Here is an 18,584-nt window from a genome sequence, read left to right as displayed (position 1 = left end):
TATCGCTCTGCATCAGGGCCTTTAATTCGCTGAAATTTAACATCTAATAAAGATAAGGGATCTGAATAGACTCGATAAATATGGTCGCGATCTAAATGATAATATTACTCGTTTGATCCTATTTGAAGGTGCCTTTACCTCGATAGGGATGAGGATCGCTGTCTAAACCTATGGTGTGGATGGTGCATGTAAGTTCGAGTTTGGGCAAGGGAACATGCCACGATAAACACCTGCCATTGCAAGGTTGCTTTGCAGCTTGTTGCTATATCAATCGTGAGATTGTTTAGTCGGTTGGCTGCAGCCTAAGATTACCCATCCGAGTACTAAGCATAAATTTTCATCTAAGCCCCCTTTAGATACAAAATTGTCGTGCATATTATCCTCAGCAGTTTTGGTGTTATGTGTCTACACTCAATGATAAAAAACTACAAAAGGATTTTCTAGAGTAGGTGATACTATTTTAAATGATTGTTTTTAAGTTATTTTTTTTAAACGATTATTTTTAAACGATTGTTTTTAACAAATCGTTTTAAGAGATTATTTTTAAATGGCTATTTGACTCAAGTTAAACCAGTATCATAAGGATTACTTGATAATAGGTGACCAGAGTGTACTCGTGCTTTTATCATCAACCGATCCTGGCGTTAAAATATAGCTAACGCATATATTTTGCGCTTTAATGGTTAAACTTTAGTCGGGATATCAAAAAATTGTTTTATCTCATCTATTCTATCCATTGCATCTTGATAACCCAAATCAATCAAGGTTGTGGTATAGCTTTTTTCGAACAATAGATATGAGACGATACTTGAATCTGACTGTCGATTAATGCCAAAAAACTTCAATAAGATTTTGATTGCAAATGGCATGTCATCATAAAATCGATCCGCAATTCGGCTGAGATCTTGACTGGGCTTTATGACCAATGTCTCTATATGGCGAAGATTTAATGAGTCACGTCCTTCTTTCGACATGAATGACAATGTTTGATTTTCTCTCTGTAACCTTTCTAAATCACTGTTTAATGTATCCGAAAAAATCGTGTCTAATAAATGTCCTCCTATTGTTGCTGTTTTAGGATGATATTCAAACTCGATAGGGACATTTTTGTGTGGACTTTCTAAATTAATAACAAATATTTTATTGGCACCAAGGTGGACCGGACTTGATAAGGGAGAGAGTTGATGGACTGACCCATCGCAATAATAAGCCTGATTAAGTTTAATTGATGGAAAGACCATTGGGATAGCAGAGCTTGCGAGTAAATGCTCAGTATTTAATAAGCTGCGAATACCACTTCGTTTAGCACTTTGCCAATTTTCAATGTGTTTATTGCCCTGATAAAAACTATATGATCGTGAATTGTTATAACTCGAGGCGTCGACACTTATTGCCTTGAGTGCATCGTTACTGATGTTGCGGTCGATTCTTTTAAAATCGATAAGTTTATCCAATAATTCACGTAATGGTTGATTATCAAGTAGGCTTGCTGCGTCCGTACTCACCTTGTCGTCTTGTAAGCCTTTGATTGCCATTCGGCCCAAATGTCTTAACACTTGGGGGATGGAAGCCCGATAGACTTTATGGGTTTCAAAATGACGCCACACCCAATCCAGTTTTTTTATGCCCAAATGGAAGCAAGATGCGTGGGTTGCCAGAGATGTTGCGTTAATGGCTCCTGCCGATGTCCCGCAAATGATATCAAATGGGACATTATGGTTGCGTGGGTAAAACTGCACTAGCGCTTTCAATACGCCTATTTGATACGCAGCTCTTGCCCCACCGCCACCTAAAACTAATGCTGTTGATACTGACAATATCTATCCTTAATGTTTTAAATGTACTTATTTTTAGTATGAATTCTTTTTCGAGTTTATACCAGTTACCAATAAGTCGACTATGCTATTTATCGTCTGTTTCTCATCTTAATGCGAGTAAGCAGTCTATGAGTAAACAGTAAGCATTAAGCATTGAACATTAAATATTACTGATCAAAAAGGTATCATCTGTTTTTCTTGAAGCAATAAAAAAACGCACCATAAAGTGCGTTTTTAAAATGTATTGTTGTTAATTATTAAGGGTTAACCTTTAGCGGCCTTGGTTAAAAACGCCACAATCTCATCAAATGGGATATCTTGTTTCTCACCAGTACGACGATTTTTGTACTCAAATACGCCAGCATCGATATTGCGGTCGCCAATAACCACAACATGGGGTAAACCGATTAATTCCATATCAGCAAACATAACACCAGGACGTTCTTTACGATCATCCATTAATACTTCAATACCGGCATCCGCTAAGTCTTGGTAAAGTTTTTCAGCGATGTCAGCAACGCGATGGGATTTATGCATATTCATGGGTAAAATACCCACCGTGAATGGTGCAATTGCTTCTGGCCAAATAATGCCGCGATCATCGTTGTTTTGCTCAATGGCAGCAGCCACAATACGGCTCACGCCGACACCATAACAACCCATCAACAACACCTGTGCTTTGCCGTTTTCATCTAACACTGTGGCATTCATTGATGTAGAGTAACTTGTTCCTAACTGGAAAATATGGCCGACTTCAATACCACGAGCCATTGCATAAGTACCAAGGCCATCTGGGGTCGGTTCACCTTCAACCACATTACGAATGTCAGCAGCGGTTGCTAAAGGGAAATCTCGCTCCCAGTTGATACCGAAATAATGCTTATCTTCAGCGTTAGCACCTGCGGCAAAATCGCTCATCACAGTAACACTGTGATCAACAATAATCGGCATAGTTAAGCCGACAGGTCCGATAGAACCAGGACCTGCGCCAACGGCTTCTCGAATTTCAGCTTCTGATGCAAATTCAAATGGCGATGCGACTAATTCAAGCTTGTCGGCTTTGACTTCGTTAAGTTCATGATCGCCACGGATAACTAATGCCACCAATGGTGCTTCTTCAGTCGCGCCTTTAACAATTAAGGTTTTAACTGTTTGGGTGATGACGACATTAAATTGCTCAACCAATTCGGCAATTGTTTTTGCGTTAGGTGTCGCGACCAACGTCATTGCTTCAGTTGGCTCTGCGCGTGTTTGGGTTGGCATAGGTGATTCAGCTTTTTCAATGTTAGCGGCATAGTCGCTGCCCGTTGAATAAGCGATTAAATCTTCACCACTGCTTGCGAGCACATGGAATTCATGCGACATGCTGCCACCAATAGAGCCCGTATCAGCTAGTACAGGGCGGAACGATAAGCCCATACGAGTCAGTATATTGCTGTATGCGGTATGCATTGCATGGTAAGTACTGTCCATGGTTTGTTGATCTAAATGGAAAGAATAGGCATCTTTCATCAAGAATTCGCGCGCGCGCATGACGCCAAAACGTGGACGTACTTCATCACGGAATTTGGTTTGTACTTGGTATAGTGTTAACGGCAGTTGTTTGTATGAGTTTAGCTCTTTACGGACTAAATCGGTGATCACTTCTTCATGGGTTGGTCCCAATACAAAGTCACGATTATTACGGTCTTGGAAACGCAATAACTCAGGACCAAATTTGTCCCAACGGCCTGTTTCAACCCATAGATCAGCAGGTTGTACTAACGGCATTAATATTTCGATAGCGCCTGTTTTGTTCATTTCTTCACGAACAATAGCTTCAACTTTACGTAATACACGTAAACCTGACGGCAGCCAAGTGTAGAGACCTGAAGCATTACGACGGATCATACCGGCACGTAACATTAACTGATGACTAACCACCTCTGCATTTGCAGGGGTTTCTTTTTGTGTTGAAAGCAGGTACTTGCTAACTCGCATTCCCAATGTCCAAAATAGTTACTATGAATGAGCATCATTTTAGCACCTGCTTCAATGATGTCACCTGCTAATTCGACTCAAAAGTAGGCTTTGTGGTGCTTTAATGGTGGGATATTATTATTTAACTTCCGCGCCGGATAATAAACGGTTATCAAACCACTCTTTGTCCTGCTATCTGTGTTGTATTCACGTAGACATTAAATTGCTATAGGGACGCTATTGACGCATCAATGCGCCTTGTTGGTAAACAAATGGAAAGTTTGATATTGCAGACTTGAAGTCAATCCGTTTTTGTCGATTTAACTCATCTTCTATTCCAATTTGAGGTTATTTTTTACGTCTATCGCCAATGACTCGGGCAGGATTACCAGCAACAATGGCGTAGTGTGGAACATCTTTTGTGACAATGCAGCCCATACCAATAACAGCATGATCCCCAATGGTCACACCGTCAACAATGCCTGCTTGAGCGCCAATCCATACATCTTGGCCAATCACGACACCTTTTGATGTTGCGGGTTGTTGATAAACGGGGGTGTCGGGTGACATGCCATGATTAAAGGCATATATAGTCACGTTATTAGCAATGCGGGTTTGGCTGCCAATTTTGATGCCGTTGCGGCCGCCATCTAAGCTACAACCATGATTAATGGCCACTTCATTGCCTAGGGTGATTGGACCATGCATAAACACTTCGGCGGCAATCATGCATTGATCTCCAATGCTAATGTCTCTACCGGGTTCGGCAAAAAGCTGAGCTTGTGGCGCTATAAAGCATTGTTCACCAATATGAATGGTTTCAAGCTGACGCAACCGCTGCTGAATGTCATCTTGCCAGGGCTTTGCCCATGCTAAATGTTTTGCTTTAAGCGAAAAATACAGCCATGGCATCCATGACAAACGTTTTTTGTGTTGAGCTTGGTAATCAATGTCTGTCATTGGCTTAATCCTTTAATAATGTCACTTTGGTCGGTTTAAGCTCTAATACTTCGATACCTTGAGAAGTGATATGCCAAAAAATATCTAAATCGTACAATGCAACTTGATATAATTTGGAGTCATCTTTATTTTTTTTATAAGCGGGTCGCGGGTCTTGAGATAATACCCCGTTAATTAATTCGGCTAAGCCTTGGTATTGTTCTATAGCAGCATATTGAGCTATTTGTGTCAGCGCTATTGCGGTATAAGTTACCGCAATAAGTACGGGAGCATCTTGGGCTATGCCGCTTTTTGCATCGACAATGGCATCAGAAAAAGGAATATACGGTTTAATATCAATGATGGGAGTACCGTCTAATAAATCCATCCCCGATATTATTAAACAGACTTTACCTTTGCGTTGAACCACGCCATGGAGTTTGACCACTGACTGGCCAATACCATTGGGGCGAAACGTTGAGCGTGTGGCAAATACGCCCAATTTTTCATTACCACCTAAACGGGGAGGGCGTACCATCGTTTTCCAGCCTTGTGCTATATTTTCATGGAAACAAAATAATAACCATAAGTGCGAGTTTTGTTCTATCCCTCTGACGGCATCAATGTGATTAAAAGCAGGTTCAAATTCAATATAACCAACCACATCGACTAAGCCGGGCTGACGCGGAATGCCAAACTTTTGTTTATAAGGTGTTCGGCATATTGCAACAGCATTTAATTGGCTGCTAAATGGAACGCGAGATCTGTTATTTATAGGATCTGTTTGACCGTGTTGATCGTTACCTTGTGTCATGCAATACCTGGATTAAACATAAAAAGGAAATCAGACATAAAATATAAAAAATCTTGATGAGTATTATATGGGCACTCATCATTTATAGGCTACCAATATATTATATTGAGTTATTATTTTTCTGTAGGCGTTTTAATGGCTTGACCTACGCATAGTGCACGACTAAAACAACTGGTGTCCGCTTCTGCAATAATAAAGCAACTTTTAACCACGAATCCATTAGCGCCCAAATCGGCTGCTGCTCTTCTAGCATTGGTACGTGCAACGGCCATTTGTGGCGGTGCATCTTGGCTGCTTTCTTGACAGGCTTCACCTTCAACTAAGCCTAATACTGCAAACGGTCCTTTTGGTAGTTGGTTACCTTCGTATAATTGGACATCACTGGCTTTAAAGTAATCATTGATATTTTTACTGTCTAAATTACTTTTGAATGTGTAATCACTTGCACAAGCACTCAATAATAATGCGATACCGGAGACAATAAAAATAGGTTTAAGAGGAAAAGTCATAGCCGTAACCTTCTATTAATGGGAAATGGATCAACAAGGGTGAGTTTACCTTGTCTGATGGCGATGATAAAGCGATTAAAGGCCATAAAAAAAGAGCTTACCGAAGTAAGCTCTTTTCAAATTTAAGGGATAATTGTGTTGTTAACCATTAAGTCAGAAAATTATTCCATACCAGGAATTAAAAATTCAGCCATGTTCTTTCCGCTATCAACTTGTTGTTTGAATACGGTTGGCATACGTCCTTGACCAGTCCATTGAATTAATTTGTCATCAATGGTGATTTGATATTTTGGTGGACGTGGTGCACGTTTTTTGGTCGACGTTTTAGCTGAAGAGGTGACTTCACCTAAATCTTCAATTGATAAACCACTGTTTTGAATTTGGGCAAGAATTTCAGCAATACGTGCATTACGCTCAGCATTAGCTTCGAGTTCTAATTTATCTTCTTCTTGACGTTCGGCAATAATTTTTTCTAATTTTGCAGCGGCTTCACGCAAATCATCAAGCGACAATTCTTTTACTGCAGCTTTAAAACGGCGACCGTGGGTTAATATGTGTAAAAAGTCACTCATGATATGTAGTTTCCTAATGATTGATTTATAAAAATAAACAGTTATAAGATATAAAGTTATTAACGTTTCAGTGCCACTGATGGTTTATTTAGTCGATATTCTTAATCTAAATCAGATATAAATCAGATATAAATCAGATTATTTGTCTAATTATTACCAATACAGCTAAATAAATACTGAATATAGATGTAATAATAGAAACTATTTGGCATTGAATCAAATTAAATTATCTGTTTATGAAATAAAATTTAACTCAGCTTTCTCATTAAGCCCTAATTCAACTCTGTTTGTTTAGTTTGATTGCCACCATAACAACAAAAAATATGTAAACAAGCGTTTGACTTTGATTGACGTTCACGTTAACAGGACGTAAAGTTAACCCATCTTGCATTGGCAAACGCCAATGTGTTGTCCAAATACATTGAAGGTGTAGGAAGGAAACCCTATGAAAGTATTGGTGCCAGTTAAACGCGTAGTCGATTCCAATGTGAAGGTCAGAGTAAAAGCTGACAACACAAGTGTTGATATGACAAACCTTAAAATGGCGTTAAACCCATTTTGCGAAATTGCGATAGAAGAGGCTGTTCGCTTAAAAGAAGCCGGTATTGCTACTGAAGTTGTGGTAGTGAGTGTTGGTTCTAAAGCGGTGCAAGAACAATTAAGAACAGCAATGGCATTAGGTGCAGACCGAGCGATACATATTGAAACCGATGAAGAGCTAGTGCCGTTGTCTATTGCAAAGCTATTAAAAGCGGTGCAAGAAAAAGAGCAAGCGCAATTAATTATTTTTGGTAAGCAGTCAATTGATGGCGATAACAATCAAACTGGACAAATGTTAGCGGCGTTAACTGATATGCCACAAGCAACATTTGCATCAGAAGTCAACGTTGAGGGTGATATTGTTACGGTTATCCGTGAGGTAGATGGTGGGTTACAAACCTTAAAAATGCCATTACCTGCGATTGTTACGGTTGACTTACGTTTGAATGAGCCTCGTTATGCTTCATTACCTAATATTATGAAGGCTAAGCGTAAGCCATTAGAGATAATGACGGTAGCAGATCTTGGTGTGAGCTTGAAGACACATCAAACGGTACTAAGCGTTACGCCTCCTGTTGAGCGTAAAGCAGGCATCATGGTGTCTTCTGTTGAAGAGTTAGTTGATAAGTTAAAAAATGAAGCGAAGGTGATCTAATATGACCATTTTAGTATTAGCAGAACACGATAATATCAGTCTGAAAACTGATACGGCTAAAGTGGTTAGCGCTGCTGCAGCCATTGGTGGTGATATTCATGTATTGGTTGCTGGTGTTGATTGTTCTGCCGCGGTAAGTGCAGCACAAAGTTTAGCGGGTGTGAGTAAAGTCTTAGTAGCAGATGCGGCATTATATGGTGCTCAATTAGCTGAAAATGTTTCAAAACTGGTCGTTGAAATAGCGGCGGATTACGAATACATTTTGGCTGCGGCTTCGAGCGTAGGTAAAGATACCTTACCTCGTGTGGCAGCATTATTAGACGTTGCTCAGATTTCTGAAGTGATTGAAGTGGTAAGCAGTGACACTTTTGTACGCCCTATTTATGCTGGTAATGCACTTGCTACAGTACAGAGCTTGGATGCCAAGAAAGTCATGACCGTGCGCTCAAGTGCCTTTGATGCTGCGGCCTCAACAGGCAGTGCTGAAGCGATAAACTTAAGTCAAGCAATTGATGCCCGCACTGAATTTGTATCTCAATCGTTAACTGAATCAGTCCGTCCTGAACTCGGTAATGCAGGCATTATTGTGTCTGGTGGCCGTGGCATGGGTAACGGTGAGAACTTTGCTTTATTAGAGCAATTGGCAGATAAACTAGGCGCGGCTGTTGGCGCATCTCGTGCGGCTGTGGATGCTGGTTTTGTGCCAAACGATTTACAAGTGGGTCAAACGGGTAAGATTGTCGCACCTGACTTGTATATTGCGGTAGGTATTTCTGGTGCGATTCAACATCTTGCCGGTATGAAAGATTCAAAAGTGATTGTAGCGATTAATAAAGATCCAGAAGCACCTATTTTTCAAGTGGCTGATTATGGACTGGTTGCCGATTTATTTGAAGCGGTACCAGCACTGAATAATCTCGTATAATCGGGCTTCAATTAGAGAGATGCGAGTTGATCTAGTCAGCAATGGCTACTGATGTAGAAGTGTTATTGAGCGTCTTGTCGATCGATTCTAAACGGTTTCTACTCATAAGGTAGAAACCTTTTTTATTGGATTACTTTTGGATTACTTTTGGATTATTACTGGATCTATCCTGATCTTGAAAAGAGGTTTCCGTTCAAATGTCGACGCTTGTATGCCGTTGCTATTTCTGTGCCCGTTACGCTAGCGTGTGTTTTATGTAAAAACGTTACATTAATGCTAATAGGTTGTGGTTTAAGTTATTGTTATTGTTATTTGCACTTCGGTTAAGTGTTTTTTACTGGCATTGCATATGCTACTTATGGTTGTATGTTCGCGCTGTTTGTAATGAGCTTTAAGTACAAACAACAAAAGTAGAGGTGCGTTGCATAAAAGTCATGTTGAATTGGGTGATGCCAATAATTCAACATAAAAGGATGCAATGCCGAAGCAAATGGGTCTATCAAGCGCATTTGTTGGGGCAGTTCTTGAAAGGGACTGCACTGTCATGGTGTTTTTTATCGATAAGATAAAAATAATGATATTCATATTAAATGGGTATTACTGTGGAGTGCTACTAGTAAGTTGTGCATATGCTTTCTGTGTATGCTTAGTCTTATTTTTAGTTTTGCTTCATTCGTATCCAACGAAGACATAAATTAACTATTATGATGACAAGTTATGCCGATTCGGCTCTTTCTGTATTGCCTCCTCTTGTGGCAATTACGTTAGCCATATTAACCCGTAAAGTTTTATTATCCTTAGGTTTAGGTATTATTTTTGGTGCCTTATTGCTCACTCAGTTTTCGCTGGTTGGAACGGGTGAGTATATCGTGCAAACCGCTAGCCAGCTTGTCTGGAAAGACGGTGAACTGAGTTCATGGAATGTCTATATTCTAGGGTTTTTAATTGTACTTGGGATGATCACTGCGCTGATCACCGTGAGTGGATCGGCTCGAGCGTTTGCCGATTGGGCTAAACTGCGCATTCGTAATAAGCGTGATGCTAAGTTAATGACCATTTTTCTCGGTTGTGTAGTCTTTATTGATGATTACTTCAACAGTTTAGTTGTGGGTTCTATTTCTCGACCTATTACAGACAGATATCATATTTCACGCGCTAAACTCGCCTATATTCTTGACTCTACTGCAGCTCCTATTTGCGTTATTTCTCCTGTATCGAGCTGGGGGGCATATATTATTGCGCTCATTGGCGGTATTTTAACGGCACATGGTTTTGCTGATTCTGGTCATCTAAGTGTGTTCATTCAAATGATCCCAATGAACTTTTATGCGTTGTTCTCGTTACTGTTATTAGTGTGTGTGGCGATTTTTGGCTTAGATGTGGGTCCAATGCGCCAGCATGAATTTAATGCACTTCGAGGTAACTTATTTGATGAATCAAAAGGCAAGCCACCTGGCGCCGTGACCGATTTACCGGAAGCTGACACCGGTAAAGTGATTGGGTTGTTTTTACCTATCGCCATATTAGTGTTTGCGACCGTTTACTTTATGGTTTCCAGTGGCGCTGAGGCATTAGTAGCCAAAGACCAAGTGTTTAGTGTGTTAGGCGCATTCGAAAATACAGACGTCAGTTTTTCTCTATTTTTTGGATCTTTAGTGGGATTGATTGTCACCGTATTGTTAGCGTTCCAGCAGAAAGTTGAGCTGACTATGCTGTTCAAAGGAATGTCTGTTGGTGCACGTTCAATGCTACCTGCAATTTACATTTTATTATTTGCTTGGACTATTTCCAGCGTAATTGGTCAGCTTGAAACCGGTAAGTACATGGCCAGTTTGGCTACTGACAACATTCCATTTGCTTTGTTACCAGCAATGTTATTTTTATTAGCTGGCATTACCGCATTTTCAACCGGAACGAGTTGGGGCACCTTTGGCATTATGCTACCGATAGCGGCCGATATGGCGATGGGCAGTGATAGCACTATGATGTTACCTATGCTGGCAGCGGTGCTTTCTGGTGCTGTATTTGGTGATCATTGTTCGCCTATTTCAGACACCACGATTTTGTCATCAACCGGAGCCAGTTGCCATCATATTGACCATGTTGTGACTCAGTTGCCTTATGCACTTATTGCGGCCTTGATTAGTTTAGTGGGTTATATCGTACTTGGTTTTACCGGTTCATTAATGGCCGGGCTTGTTTGTTGCTCGATATTATTTGTGATCAGTATTGTGATCCTGCGCTTTTGGGCTAGAAAATGCGCGATATGAATAAGGCTGCTTTTTGTAAATGATGGTCTTGTTCAGCTGAATGGTCTCACTTTGTGTCGCATTGAAAAATGGCGTATGGGTAACGAATACGCCATTTTTGTTTTTCATTACGATGCTAGAAAAGGTAATATGGACGATATTATCTGGCTAAACATTAGGACGCTTAACTTTGGCGCAACTGTATTTTTACTATTCGGCGATGAATGCCGGTAAATCAACGTCATTACTGCAGTCTTCTTATAATTATCGTGAGCGCGGTATGCACACGTTAGTGATGACGGCATCAATAGATAATCGTTATGGTGTTGGTAAAGTGGCATCGCGTATTGGTATTGAAACTGAGGCACAGGTATTCGGTAGCACCGATAATTTAACTGAGTTAATTTCGACTTCGAATCATGAGCAAAAAATTCACTGTGTATTGATTGATGAATGTCAGTTTTTAAGTAAAGCCCAAGTCAGGCAGATAACACATGTTGTAGATAACCTCGATATCCCGGTGTTATGTTATGGCTTGCGCAATGACTTTCAAGGTGAATTGTTTACGGGAAGTCATTACTTATTAGCGTGGGCAGACAAGCTAGTCGAACTGAAAACCATTTGTCATTGTGGCCGTAAAGCCAACATGGTGGTTCGCCTTGATCATGAAGGTAATCCAATGCGCGAAGGTGAGCAAGTTGAGATTGGCGGTAATGAAAGTTACGAGTCGGTTTGCCGTAAACATTTTCGCGAATTTTTGTGGGATTAACACTTAATTACTGCGACAGAATAAAATAAAAACCGCTTCAATGGATATTGAAGCGGTTTTTTTTAGGATTTTTTACGGTTGTTTTGACAGCATCATACCGTGATTAAAAGTCGGCTTCTGCGAAATCGACAATATCGGCGCTGCTAGACTCAATTTGTTTGCGTAGGCTGCGAGTTTGGCTGCCCCAGTAGCTCATGAAGAATTTTGCCGTATTAAGCTTAGCTTGATAAAACTCGGCTTCTTCAGTGCCAGCCTCTAATGCGGCCAATGATGTTGCCGCCACACGGGTCCACATCCAAGCGAGTGCGGTAATGCCAAAGAGTTGCATATACGGCATTGATGCTGCGCCAATAAGGTCTGGTTTTTTGCTGGCTGATTGCACTATAAAGCCAGTGGCTTTTTCAAGATCGCCCGCCGCATCCATTAACCCTGCAATATAAGGCTTCATGGCTTCGTTGCTAGCGTTTTCTTGAATTAACTGTTTCACCATGCCCGACCATACCGTTAATGCTGCGCCTTTGTCGCTCAGTAGTTTTCGGCCAACTAAATCGAGAGCCTGTACGCCATTTGTGCCTTCGTAAATCATCGCGATACGAATATCACGCACATACTGCTCCATACCCCATTCATTAATATACCCATGCCCGCCATAAACCTGCTGGGCATCAACACAAGCTTTAAAGCCTTGGTCGGTGACAAAGCCTTTAACAATAGGCGTAAACAAGGCGGCAAGTGCATTAGCTTGTTTAGCTTTTTCAGGGTCTGCATGACGTTCTACTTGGTCAAGCCATAACGCCTGTTGGCCCATTAGCGCACGTGTACCTTCATTGAAAGACTTTTGTGATAACAACATACGTCGAATGTCACCATGCACTAACAAAGAGTCTGCGGCTTTCTCAGGTTGTTTAACACCACTTAAGGCGCGGCCTTGAATACGATCTTTGGCATAGACCAATGCATTTTGGTAAGCAATATCGGATACGCCTAAACCTTGAATACCGACACCTAAACGCGCTTGGTTCATCATGGTGAACATGGCTTTTAAGCCTTGATGCGCTGCGCCAACTAATTCGCCTATTGCGCCGTCAAAATGCATTACACAAGTTGAGTTGCCGTGAATTCCCATTTTATGTTCAAGGCCTGTCGCACTCAGAGTGTTTGCTTCGCCTAGGCTGCCATCGGCATTGACTAAAAACTTAGGCACTGCGAATAACGAAATCCCTTTAACGCCTTCTGGCGCATCAGGCAGGCGAGCTAATACTAAGTGAATAATATTTTCGGCAAGATCATGATCACCAGATGATATAAAGATTTTCTCACCACTAATGGCAAAAAGCTCATCACCGGCTGGGACAGCCTTGGTGCGAAGTAACGCTAAATCGGTACCAGCATGGGACTCGGTTAAGTTCATGGTGCCGGTCCACTCGCCACTGACTAGCTTGGCTAAGTACTTTTGCTTTAATGCATCACTGCCGTGCACATGAATAGCCGAATAAGCACCATGGGTTAACCCTGGATACATAGCAAAAGCCATATTAGTAGCCGTTTTCATTTCGGTGGCAAATGTGCCAATAACTTCTGGCAGACCTTGGCCGCCAAACTCAGGATCGCAAGTTAATGTGGCCCAACCATCTTCTACATATTGCTTATAAGCTTGCTTAAAACCAGAAGGGGTAATGACCTTGCCATCGACCAGTTTACAACCTTCCAAGTCACCACTAGCATTGAGAGGCAACATGATGTCGGTAGTGAAGTCGGCGACACCTTGTAAAATTGCATCAGTGAGATCTGCATCTAATTCATCAAAGCCGCGTAAATCAGTTTGTTGATAAACATTAAGCAGTTCAGACAGAATGAATTGATAATCACGAAGTGGAGCTTGGTAAATTGGCATAAGGTCGTTCCTTGGTTATGTTATATTTAAGTTTGGTCTCGGTAACAAGTCGTAACCATTGCTACTGGTCGAATCAGATTATGTATGCTTATCTAACATACGCAAATTCGAGTAAAAACTCAGTTTTTTACATCAGGGTAAACTTATCTTTTTGGCGAAGCTGTAACGATTTATTTACTCTTTAATCTATCTGTTGCTTACCGCTATGTTAATACCTTACTTGGGCTTGAAAAGATCAGTACTAATGAAAGCGTTTTTATACACAGCAAGCGAACACAAAATGGGTTTTGTCCGGTCTGTATAATCTCAACTCGGAATAACAGATGGGATAAATCGATAAGAACGAATTTATTTTAAGTCTGCAATGTCAGACTTTCCTTATTCGCAGAACAAAGAGCGGTTTGTTAACCACTTATTATCCCGATTTGAGATTGTTTTATTCATTTATCAACAGAAAAAATCTATTAAAAGGGGCGAGTGATGAAATCTATTTGGCCTGTAGTCAGTGTTTCTGCATTGTTTATATTTGCATTGTTATTGTTGTCTTTTATACCTTTACGCGCCGCTGATGCGGTGGCCAAAGTGGATCAGCGTATTGCTCCAAATTTTGAACTAACTCGGGCAGATGGCCAGCCATTTAATTTACATGATTACGCCGGTAAACCTGTGATTGTGCATTTTTGGGCCACATGGTGCCCATATTGTAAAAAGCTTCAGCCCGGTTTAGAAAAGCTGCGGCTGAAATATCAGCATACAGACTTGCAGATGATTGGAATTAGTTTTAACGAAGACGATGGCGCCAACCCCAGACAAAGCTTGCTCGATCGAGGTTTAGGAATGAAGACGCTCATCATAGGTGATAAAGTTGCTAACTTGTATGGTGTTAGAGGCACACCGACGACAGTATTTATTGACCGTAGTGGTCACATTGCATGGGTGACCAATACATCCAATCCCGATGATCCAAATTTGGATAAAGCGGTGCAGCTATTATTGAACTAACTATGGCAATAACCGCGCCACTCTTTGCTCATCGTGCTCATTTATGATGGTGAACGGGACTGAGTGTATTGTGATTAGGTTTTTCTACTCAAGATATATTTCAAAATAAGTGGCCCTATCAGGGTCGTGAGGGCGATAATCATTACTAAAATGGCAAATTCTTTTGCTTGAATAACGCCAAGCTGACGGCCCATTTCTGCAAACACCAATCCCACTTCCCCCCTTGGCACCATTGCCGAACCGACAATGAGTTTTTCTTGCCAGTTTGAGCTGGCCATTAACCCCGCAATAAATTTACTCGCCACCGCGATTAAGGTTAACCAAGCGAGTAATATCAAGCCGGTGAAGCTCATATCAAGTTGACTTAGATCCAGACTAATACCGACATAAACAAAAAAAATCGGGCTGAACAGCTGCACTAGCGGCTTTGCTGATTGTTCCAGTTTATGGGTATAAGTAAAAGGGTTTTTTAGGTATTGATTTAACGGCGAGGTAAATTGCCGTGACAAGCCCATACCTACAGCAAATCCACCTAAAATTGCTGGGGTACCAAACCAATGTGCTAACCAAGCAAATAAACAAATCATTGCCATCACCACAAAAACTTCATAACCAGGCATTCGCGTTTTAAGCTGCAACCAGCGGGTTAAATAGATAATGATCCTGACCAGTGGCGGACTGAGGATAATAAAGCAGGCAATCATGATAAACAATATCAATATTGAGCTTATGGATAATTCACCGGATGAAGAAAAATTAAACAATACACTCAGTAATATCACTCCAATAATATCATCGATGACAGCCGCGCCAAGAATGATTTGTCCAGCGGTACTTTGGCTTTGATTGTTTAATGTCAATACTCGCACCGAAATACCAATACTGGTGGCCGTCAAGGCGCAGCCAAAAAATAATGCGGTAAAAGGAGGTATCGATAGCCAGTAAAGGCTTGCTAATCCCGTAGCGATTAAAGGAATGACAATACCTAATAGGGCGACCTTGACGGCTTTGTTGCCTGAATGGGCTAGCTTTTTTATGGATGTTTCACAGCCAATATCAAATAACAGTAAAATAACACCGAGCTCAGCGATGATGGCTAACGTGCTGTGAGGGGTAACCCAATTTAGCAGTGAAGGGCCGATTAATATCCCCGCAGTGACTTCACCCACTACGCTCGGGAATCCTAGTCGGTCACTAAGTTCACCCAATATTCTACCTACAATAAGAATGAGACAGAGCGACATAACAAAGCTGTCTATTGCCATCTATCCCTCTCTAAGTTGAGCAGAATGTAATTGAACCGAGTTGCGCTAATAAAATTGATTCCGATCAATTTTTGTACCGATATTCAAGCACAAACTTACGCTAATGGCTAAGCTAAAGATAGTTATTAGCTCACGTTTTACTGAGTTGTTAACCTCATTCTCGTTGGGGGAGTATTAGAGGGGGGGAATAGGTGCGAATAAACTGATTAGCTTTATTAAGTTGGTCTACAGATTTTTGTTTTATCAGATAAAGAGTGACATCACAAGGAGAGTTGGATGAACAAAATGTTCGTAATTGCTCAAATGGAACAAGCGCATACCGATGCCATTGCCCTAGGATTATCATTGGCAAAAAGTCTTAATAAACAGGCTGAGGTTTTTGCTTACACTTACGCCTATTTAACTGGAGCAGACTGTGATAACCCTCGTTTAGCCGGAGTTGCACAAAAGGCATTAATGACGCAACGAGAACGGCAACTGCAACAGCATTTAGATTCGCTTGATGCCGAAGATGTTCCGTTGCACGTGATATGGAGTAAGTATCTTTTTGAGCATGCTTGTGATCACTCAGCGCGTCATGGTTTTGATCTTATGGTCAAGGCGGTCCATCATGCTGATTATTATTTGCCTACCGATTGGCAGTTAATTCGCCATACTAAAATGCCACTATTACTGTTAACAAACAATCCGCTCAATAATGGCAACACCACACTCATTTCTATAGATTTAGGTACTAGTCATCCAGCTAAACAACGACTTAATGACGCAGTTATTGCCAATGGTAAACAGCTTGCTAAAGCGACGGGAACTCAGTTACATGTCGCTTATGTGTTACGAATACCGCAAATTGTTCGCGACATGGATATACTCGACATTAATGCCTTAGTCAAAAAAGCCTATGCAGAACATAAGCAAAAAATTGCCGACATAGGCATTGATTCTGATTGCATGCATATTATCTCGGGTGAGCCTGAACTGTGTTTATTTGAACTGGCTTGTCGATTAAAAAGCCAATTTTTTGTTATTGGTGCGCGGCAACGACAGGGATTATTAGGCCGCATTATTGGTAATACCGCTGAATCCATTTTAGGCCGCATGCGCAGTAATGTGTTGGTGGTCCCGGCAGAGGAATAAGCCGATAATATTATGATAGTGGTATAACAAAGCCCGCATCATTGGTTATATAAAAACAAGCGGGCTTTGTTGATCTTGACCGTTTAATAGCAATTAAAACGTCATTTCAGGTACGTGTACTGGGACGATTAACTTACCAGCGGTTTTGGCCACAATTTCTTCAACGGTAACGCCGGGCGCGCGCTCAAGTAAATGGAACGCACCTTCTTTAATTTCCATAAAAGCTAAATCGGTCATCACCCGTTTAATACAGCCGTAACCGGTTAGCGGTAACTCGCATTTTGACAATAGTTTAGAGTTGCCGTATTTGTCTGCGTGCATCATGGTGACAATAATATTGTCAGCACCGGCGACTAAATCCATCGCGCCGCCCATACCTTTAATCAGTTTTCCGGGGATCATCCATGAGGCAATTGAGCCGTTAATATCCACTTCAAATGCACCCAATACGGTGAGGTCGACATGGCCGCCACGGATCATGGCGAAGCTTTCTGCTGATGAAAAAAATGAAGCCCCTTTTACCGCTGTCACCGTTTGCTTACCGGCGTTGATAAGGTCTGCATCTATATTGTCTTCAGTAGGAAACTCGCCCATCCCCAACAAACCATTTTCTGACTGCAACATCACTTGTATGCCATCAGGAATGTAGTTAGCTACAAGGGTAGGGATGCCAATGCCTAGGTTAACGTAAAAGCCATCTTGTAATTCTTTTGCTACGCGCTGGGCGAGTTGTTCTCTGGTCAATGCCATGGTGTTATCTCCCTTATTTTGCCGCAGCGGTTGCTGTTTTGACTGTGCGTTGCTCGATACGTTTTTCAAAGCTGGCTTTGATCACGCGATCGACATAAATACCCGGTGTATGAATGTGGTCTGGATCGAGCTCGCCAGGTTGAACAATTTCTTCTGCTTCAACCACGGTAATTTTACCCGCGGTGGCCATCATCGGATTGAAGTTAGCGGCGGTTTTGCGAAACACCAAGTTACCCATAGTATCGGCTTTCCACGCTCGCACTAAGGCAAAATCAGCGCTAAGTGATTCTTCTAATACGTAGTGACGACCTTTGATTTCACGGGTTTCTTTACCATCAGCAATGGGCGTGCCGTAACCTGTGGCGGTAAAAAATGCAGGTATGCCAGCGCCGCCAGCACGAATTTTTTCAGCTAGAGTGCCTTGCGGGGTTAATATAACGTTGAGCTCACCCGATAACATTTGTTGTTCGAAAGTGGCGTTTTCACCCACGTAAGAAGCGATCATGGTCGAAATTTGGTGTTGTTTCAGTAATAGCCCTAAACCAAAGTCATCGACACCGGCATTGTTTGATATTGCCGTTAAGCCTTTAACGCCCAATTTAACCATGTGGTTAATTAACCCTTCTGGGATGCCACACAAACCAAAGCCGCCGACCATAATGGTCATGTCATCTTTTAATCCTGCTAGTGCTTCTTCATAGCTGTGGACGACTTTATTGAATCCTGTCATCTTGTTGTCCTTATGGTTATATTTATATCAACTGCCAGCGTTATGTCGTGCCAACTATTTT

The 18,584-nt window shown here is 41.4% G+C and carries 16 protein-coding genes and 1 riboswitch; of the genes, 6 read left to right on the top strand and 10 right to left on the bottom strand.

Annotation, left to right across the window (positions count from 1 at the left end):
* Nucleotides 1-683: 683 nt before the first annotated feature.
* The 6 genes from AAEZ00_RS12580 to AAEZ00_RS12555 all read right to left on the bottom strand — a co-directional run bounded on the left by AAEZ00_RS12580 (nt 684) and on the right by AAEZ00_RS12555 (nt 6,610).
* Entirely contained in the window at nt 684-1,817 is a 1,134-nt protein-coding gene (locus AAEZ00_RS12580; protein WP_124013949.1) for a patatin-like phospholipase family protein, read from the bottom strand.
* A 264-nt stretch (nt 1,818-2,081) separates the two neighbouring features.
* Nucleotides 2,082-3,797, bottom strand: coding sequence for a proline--tRNA ligase (locus AAEZ00_RS12575; protein WP_124013948.1), 1,716 nt, complete (start codon nt 3,795-3,797; stop codon nt 2,082-2,084).
* Between the two features lie 327 nt (nt 3,798-4,124).
* A complete protein-coding gene (locus AAEZ00_RS12570; protein WP_335689417.1) occupies nt 4,125-4,736 on the bottom strand; it encodes an acyltransferase in 612 nt (203 codons plus the stop codon).
* A 4-nt stretch (nt 4,737-4,740) separates the two neighbouring features.
* The gene (tsaA, locus tag AAEZ00_RS12565; protein ID WP_351088697.1) at nt 4,741-5,529 is read right to left on the bottom strand and encodes a tRNA (N6-threonylcarbamoyladenosine(37)-N6)-methyltransferase TrmO; all 789 of its coding nucleotides are present in this window, start codon (nt 5,527-5,529) and stop codon (nt 4,741-4,743) included.
* Nucleotides 5,530-5,642: 113 nt separating this feature from the next.
* Complete coding sequence (gene rcsF, locus AAEZ00_RS12560) at nt 5,643-6,038, bottom strand: Rcs stress response system protein RcsF (RefSeq protein WP_351088696.1); 396 nt, start codon at nt 6,036-6,038, stop codon at nt 5,643-5,645.
* Between the two features lie 161 nt (nt 6,039-6,199).
* Nucleotides 6,200-6,610, bottom strand: a complete 411-nt coding sequence (locus AAEZ00_RS12555) for an H-NS histone family protein (protein WP_351088695.1) — start codon at nt 6,608-6,610, stop codon at nt 6,200-6,202.
* Between the two features lie 445 nt (nt 6,611-7,055).
* On the opposite strand from AAEZ00_RS12555, the gene AAEZ00_RS12550 reads away from it, so the two are divergent.
* The 4 genes from AAEZ00_RS12550 (at nt 7,056) to AAEZ00_RS12535 (ending at nt 11,748) form a co-directional block, all read left to right on the top strand.
* Nucleotides 7,056-7,805 (top strand): electron transfer flavoprotein subunit beta/FixA family protein, encoded by a 750-nt coding sequence (locus tag AAEZ00_RS12550; protein WP_101030174.1) that lies wholly within the window; start codon nt 7,056-7,058, stop codon nt 7,803-7,805.
* 1 nt (nt 7,806) lies between these two features.
* The gene (locus AAEZ00_RS12545) at nt 7,807-8,730 is read left to right on the top strand and encodes an electron transfer flavoprotein subunit alpha/FixB family protein (RefSeq protein WP_124013944.1); all 924 of its coding nucleotides are present in this window, start codon (nt 7,807-7,809) and stop codon (nt 8,728-8,730) included.
* Nucleotides 8,731-9,133: 403 nt separating this feature from the next.
* Nucleotides 9,134-9,351: riboswitch (Lysine riboswitch) on the top strand.
* An 83-nt stretch (nt 9,352-9,434) separates the two neighbouring features.
* Entirely contained in the window at nt 9,435-11,000 is a 1,566-nt protein-coding gene (locus AAEZ00_RS12540) for a Na+/H+ antiporter NhaC family protein (RefSeq protein WP_351078598.1), read from the top strand.
* A gap of 169 nt (nt 11,001-11,169) precedes the next feature.
* On the top strand, nt 11,170-11,748 hold the full coding sequence (locus AAEZ00_RS12535; RefSeq protein ID WP_101030177.1) for a thymidine kinase: 579 nt from the start codon (nt 11,170-11,172) through the stop codon (nt 11,746-11,748).
* A 103-nt stretch (nt 11,749-11,851) separates the two neighbouring features.
* Here AAEZ00_RS12535 and AAEZ00_RS12530 read toward each other — a convergent pair whose 3' ends face one another.
* A complete protein-coding gene (locus AAEZ00_RS12530) occupies nt 11,852-13,642 on the bottom strand; it encodes an acyl-CoA dehydrogenase C-terminal domain-containing protein (protein WP_351078595.1) in 1,791 nt (596 codons plus the stop codon).
* Nucleotides 13,643-14,122: 480 nt separating this feature from the next.
* On the opposite strand from AAEZ00_RS12530, the gene AAEZ00_RS12525 reads away from it, so the two are divergent.
* The gene (locus AAEZ00_RS12525) at nt 14,123-14,644 is read left to right on the top strand and encodes a TlpA family protein disulfide reductase (RefSeq protein ID WP_351078592.1); all 522 of its coding nucleotides are present in this window, start codon (nt 14,123-14,125) and stop codon (nt 14,642-14,644) included.
* A gap of 74 nt (nt 14,645-14,718) precedes the next feature.
* Here AAEZ00_RS12525 and AAEZ00_RS12520 read toward each other — a convergent pair whose 3' ends face one another.
* The gene (locus tag AAEZ00_RS12520) at nt 14,719-15,909 is read right to left on the bottom strand and encodes a cation:proton antiporter (protein WP_351088694.1); all 1,191 of its coding nucleotides are present in this window, start codon (nt 15,907-15,909) and stop codon (nt 14,719-14,721) included.
* A 276-nt stretch (nt 15,910-16,185) separates the two neighbouring features.
* Here AAEZ00_RS12520 and AAEZ00_RS12515 point away from each other — a divergent pair, with 276 nt between their 5' ends.
* The gene (locus AAEZ00_RS12515) at nt 16,186-17,043 is read left to right on the top strand and encodes a universal stress protein (RefSeq protein WP_351088693.1); all 858 of its coding nucleotides are present in this window, start codon (nt 16,186-16,188) and stop codon (nt 17,041-17,043) included.
* 93 nt (nt 17,044-17,136) lie between these two features.
* Here AAEZ00_RS12515 and AAEZ00_RS12510 read toward each other — a convergent pair whose 3' ends face one another.
* On the bottom strand, nt 17,137-17,793 hold the full coding sequence (locus AAEZ00_RS12510) for a 3-oxoacid CoA-transferase subunit B (protein ID WP_124013935.1): 657 nt from the start codon (nt 17,791-17,793) through the stop codon (nt 17,137-17,139).
* Between the two features lie 13 nt (nt 17,794-17,806).
* Nucleotides 17,807-18,523, bottom strand: coding sequence for a CoA transferase subunit A (locus tag AAEZ00_RS12505; protein WP_351088692.1), 717 nt, complete (start codon nt 18,521-18,523; stop codon nt 17,807-17,809).
* Between the last annotated feature and the right edge of the window lie 61 nt (nt 18,524-18,584).

Origin of the sequence: Shewanella sp. S1-49-MNA-CIBAN-0167 (assembly GCF_040310145.1) — a bacterium.
Classification (GTDB): domain Bacteria; phylum Pseudomonadota; class Gammaproteobacteria; order Enterobacterales; family Shewanellaceae; genus Shewanella; species Shewanella psychromarinicola.
Note: the sequence above shows the minus strand (reverse complement) of the source record. Positions and strands in the feature narration are given on the sequence as shown.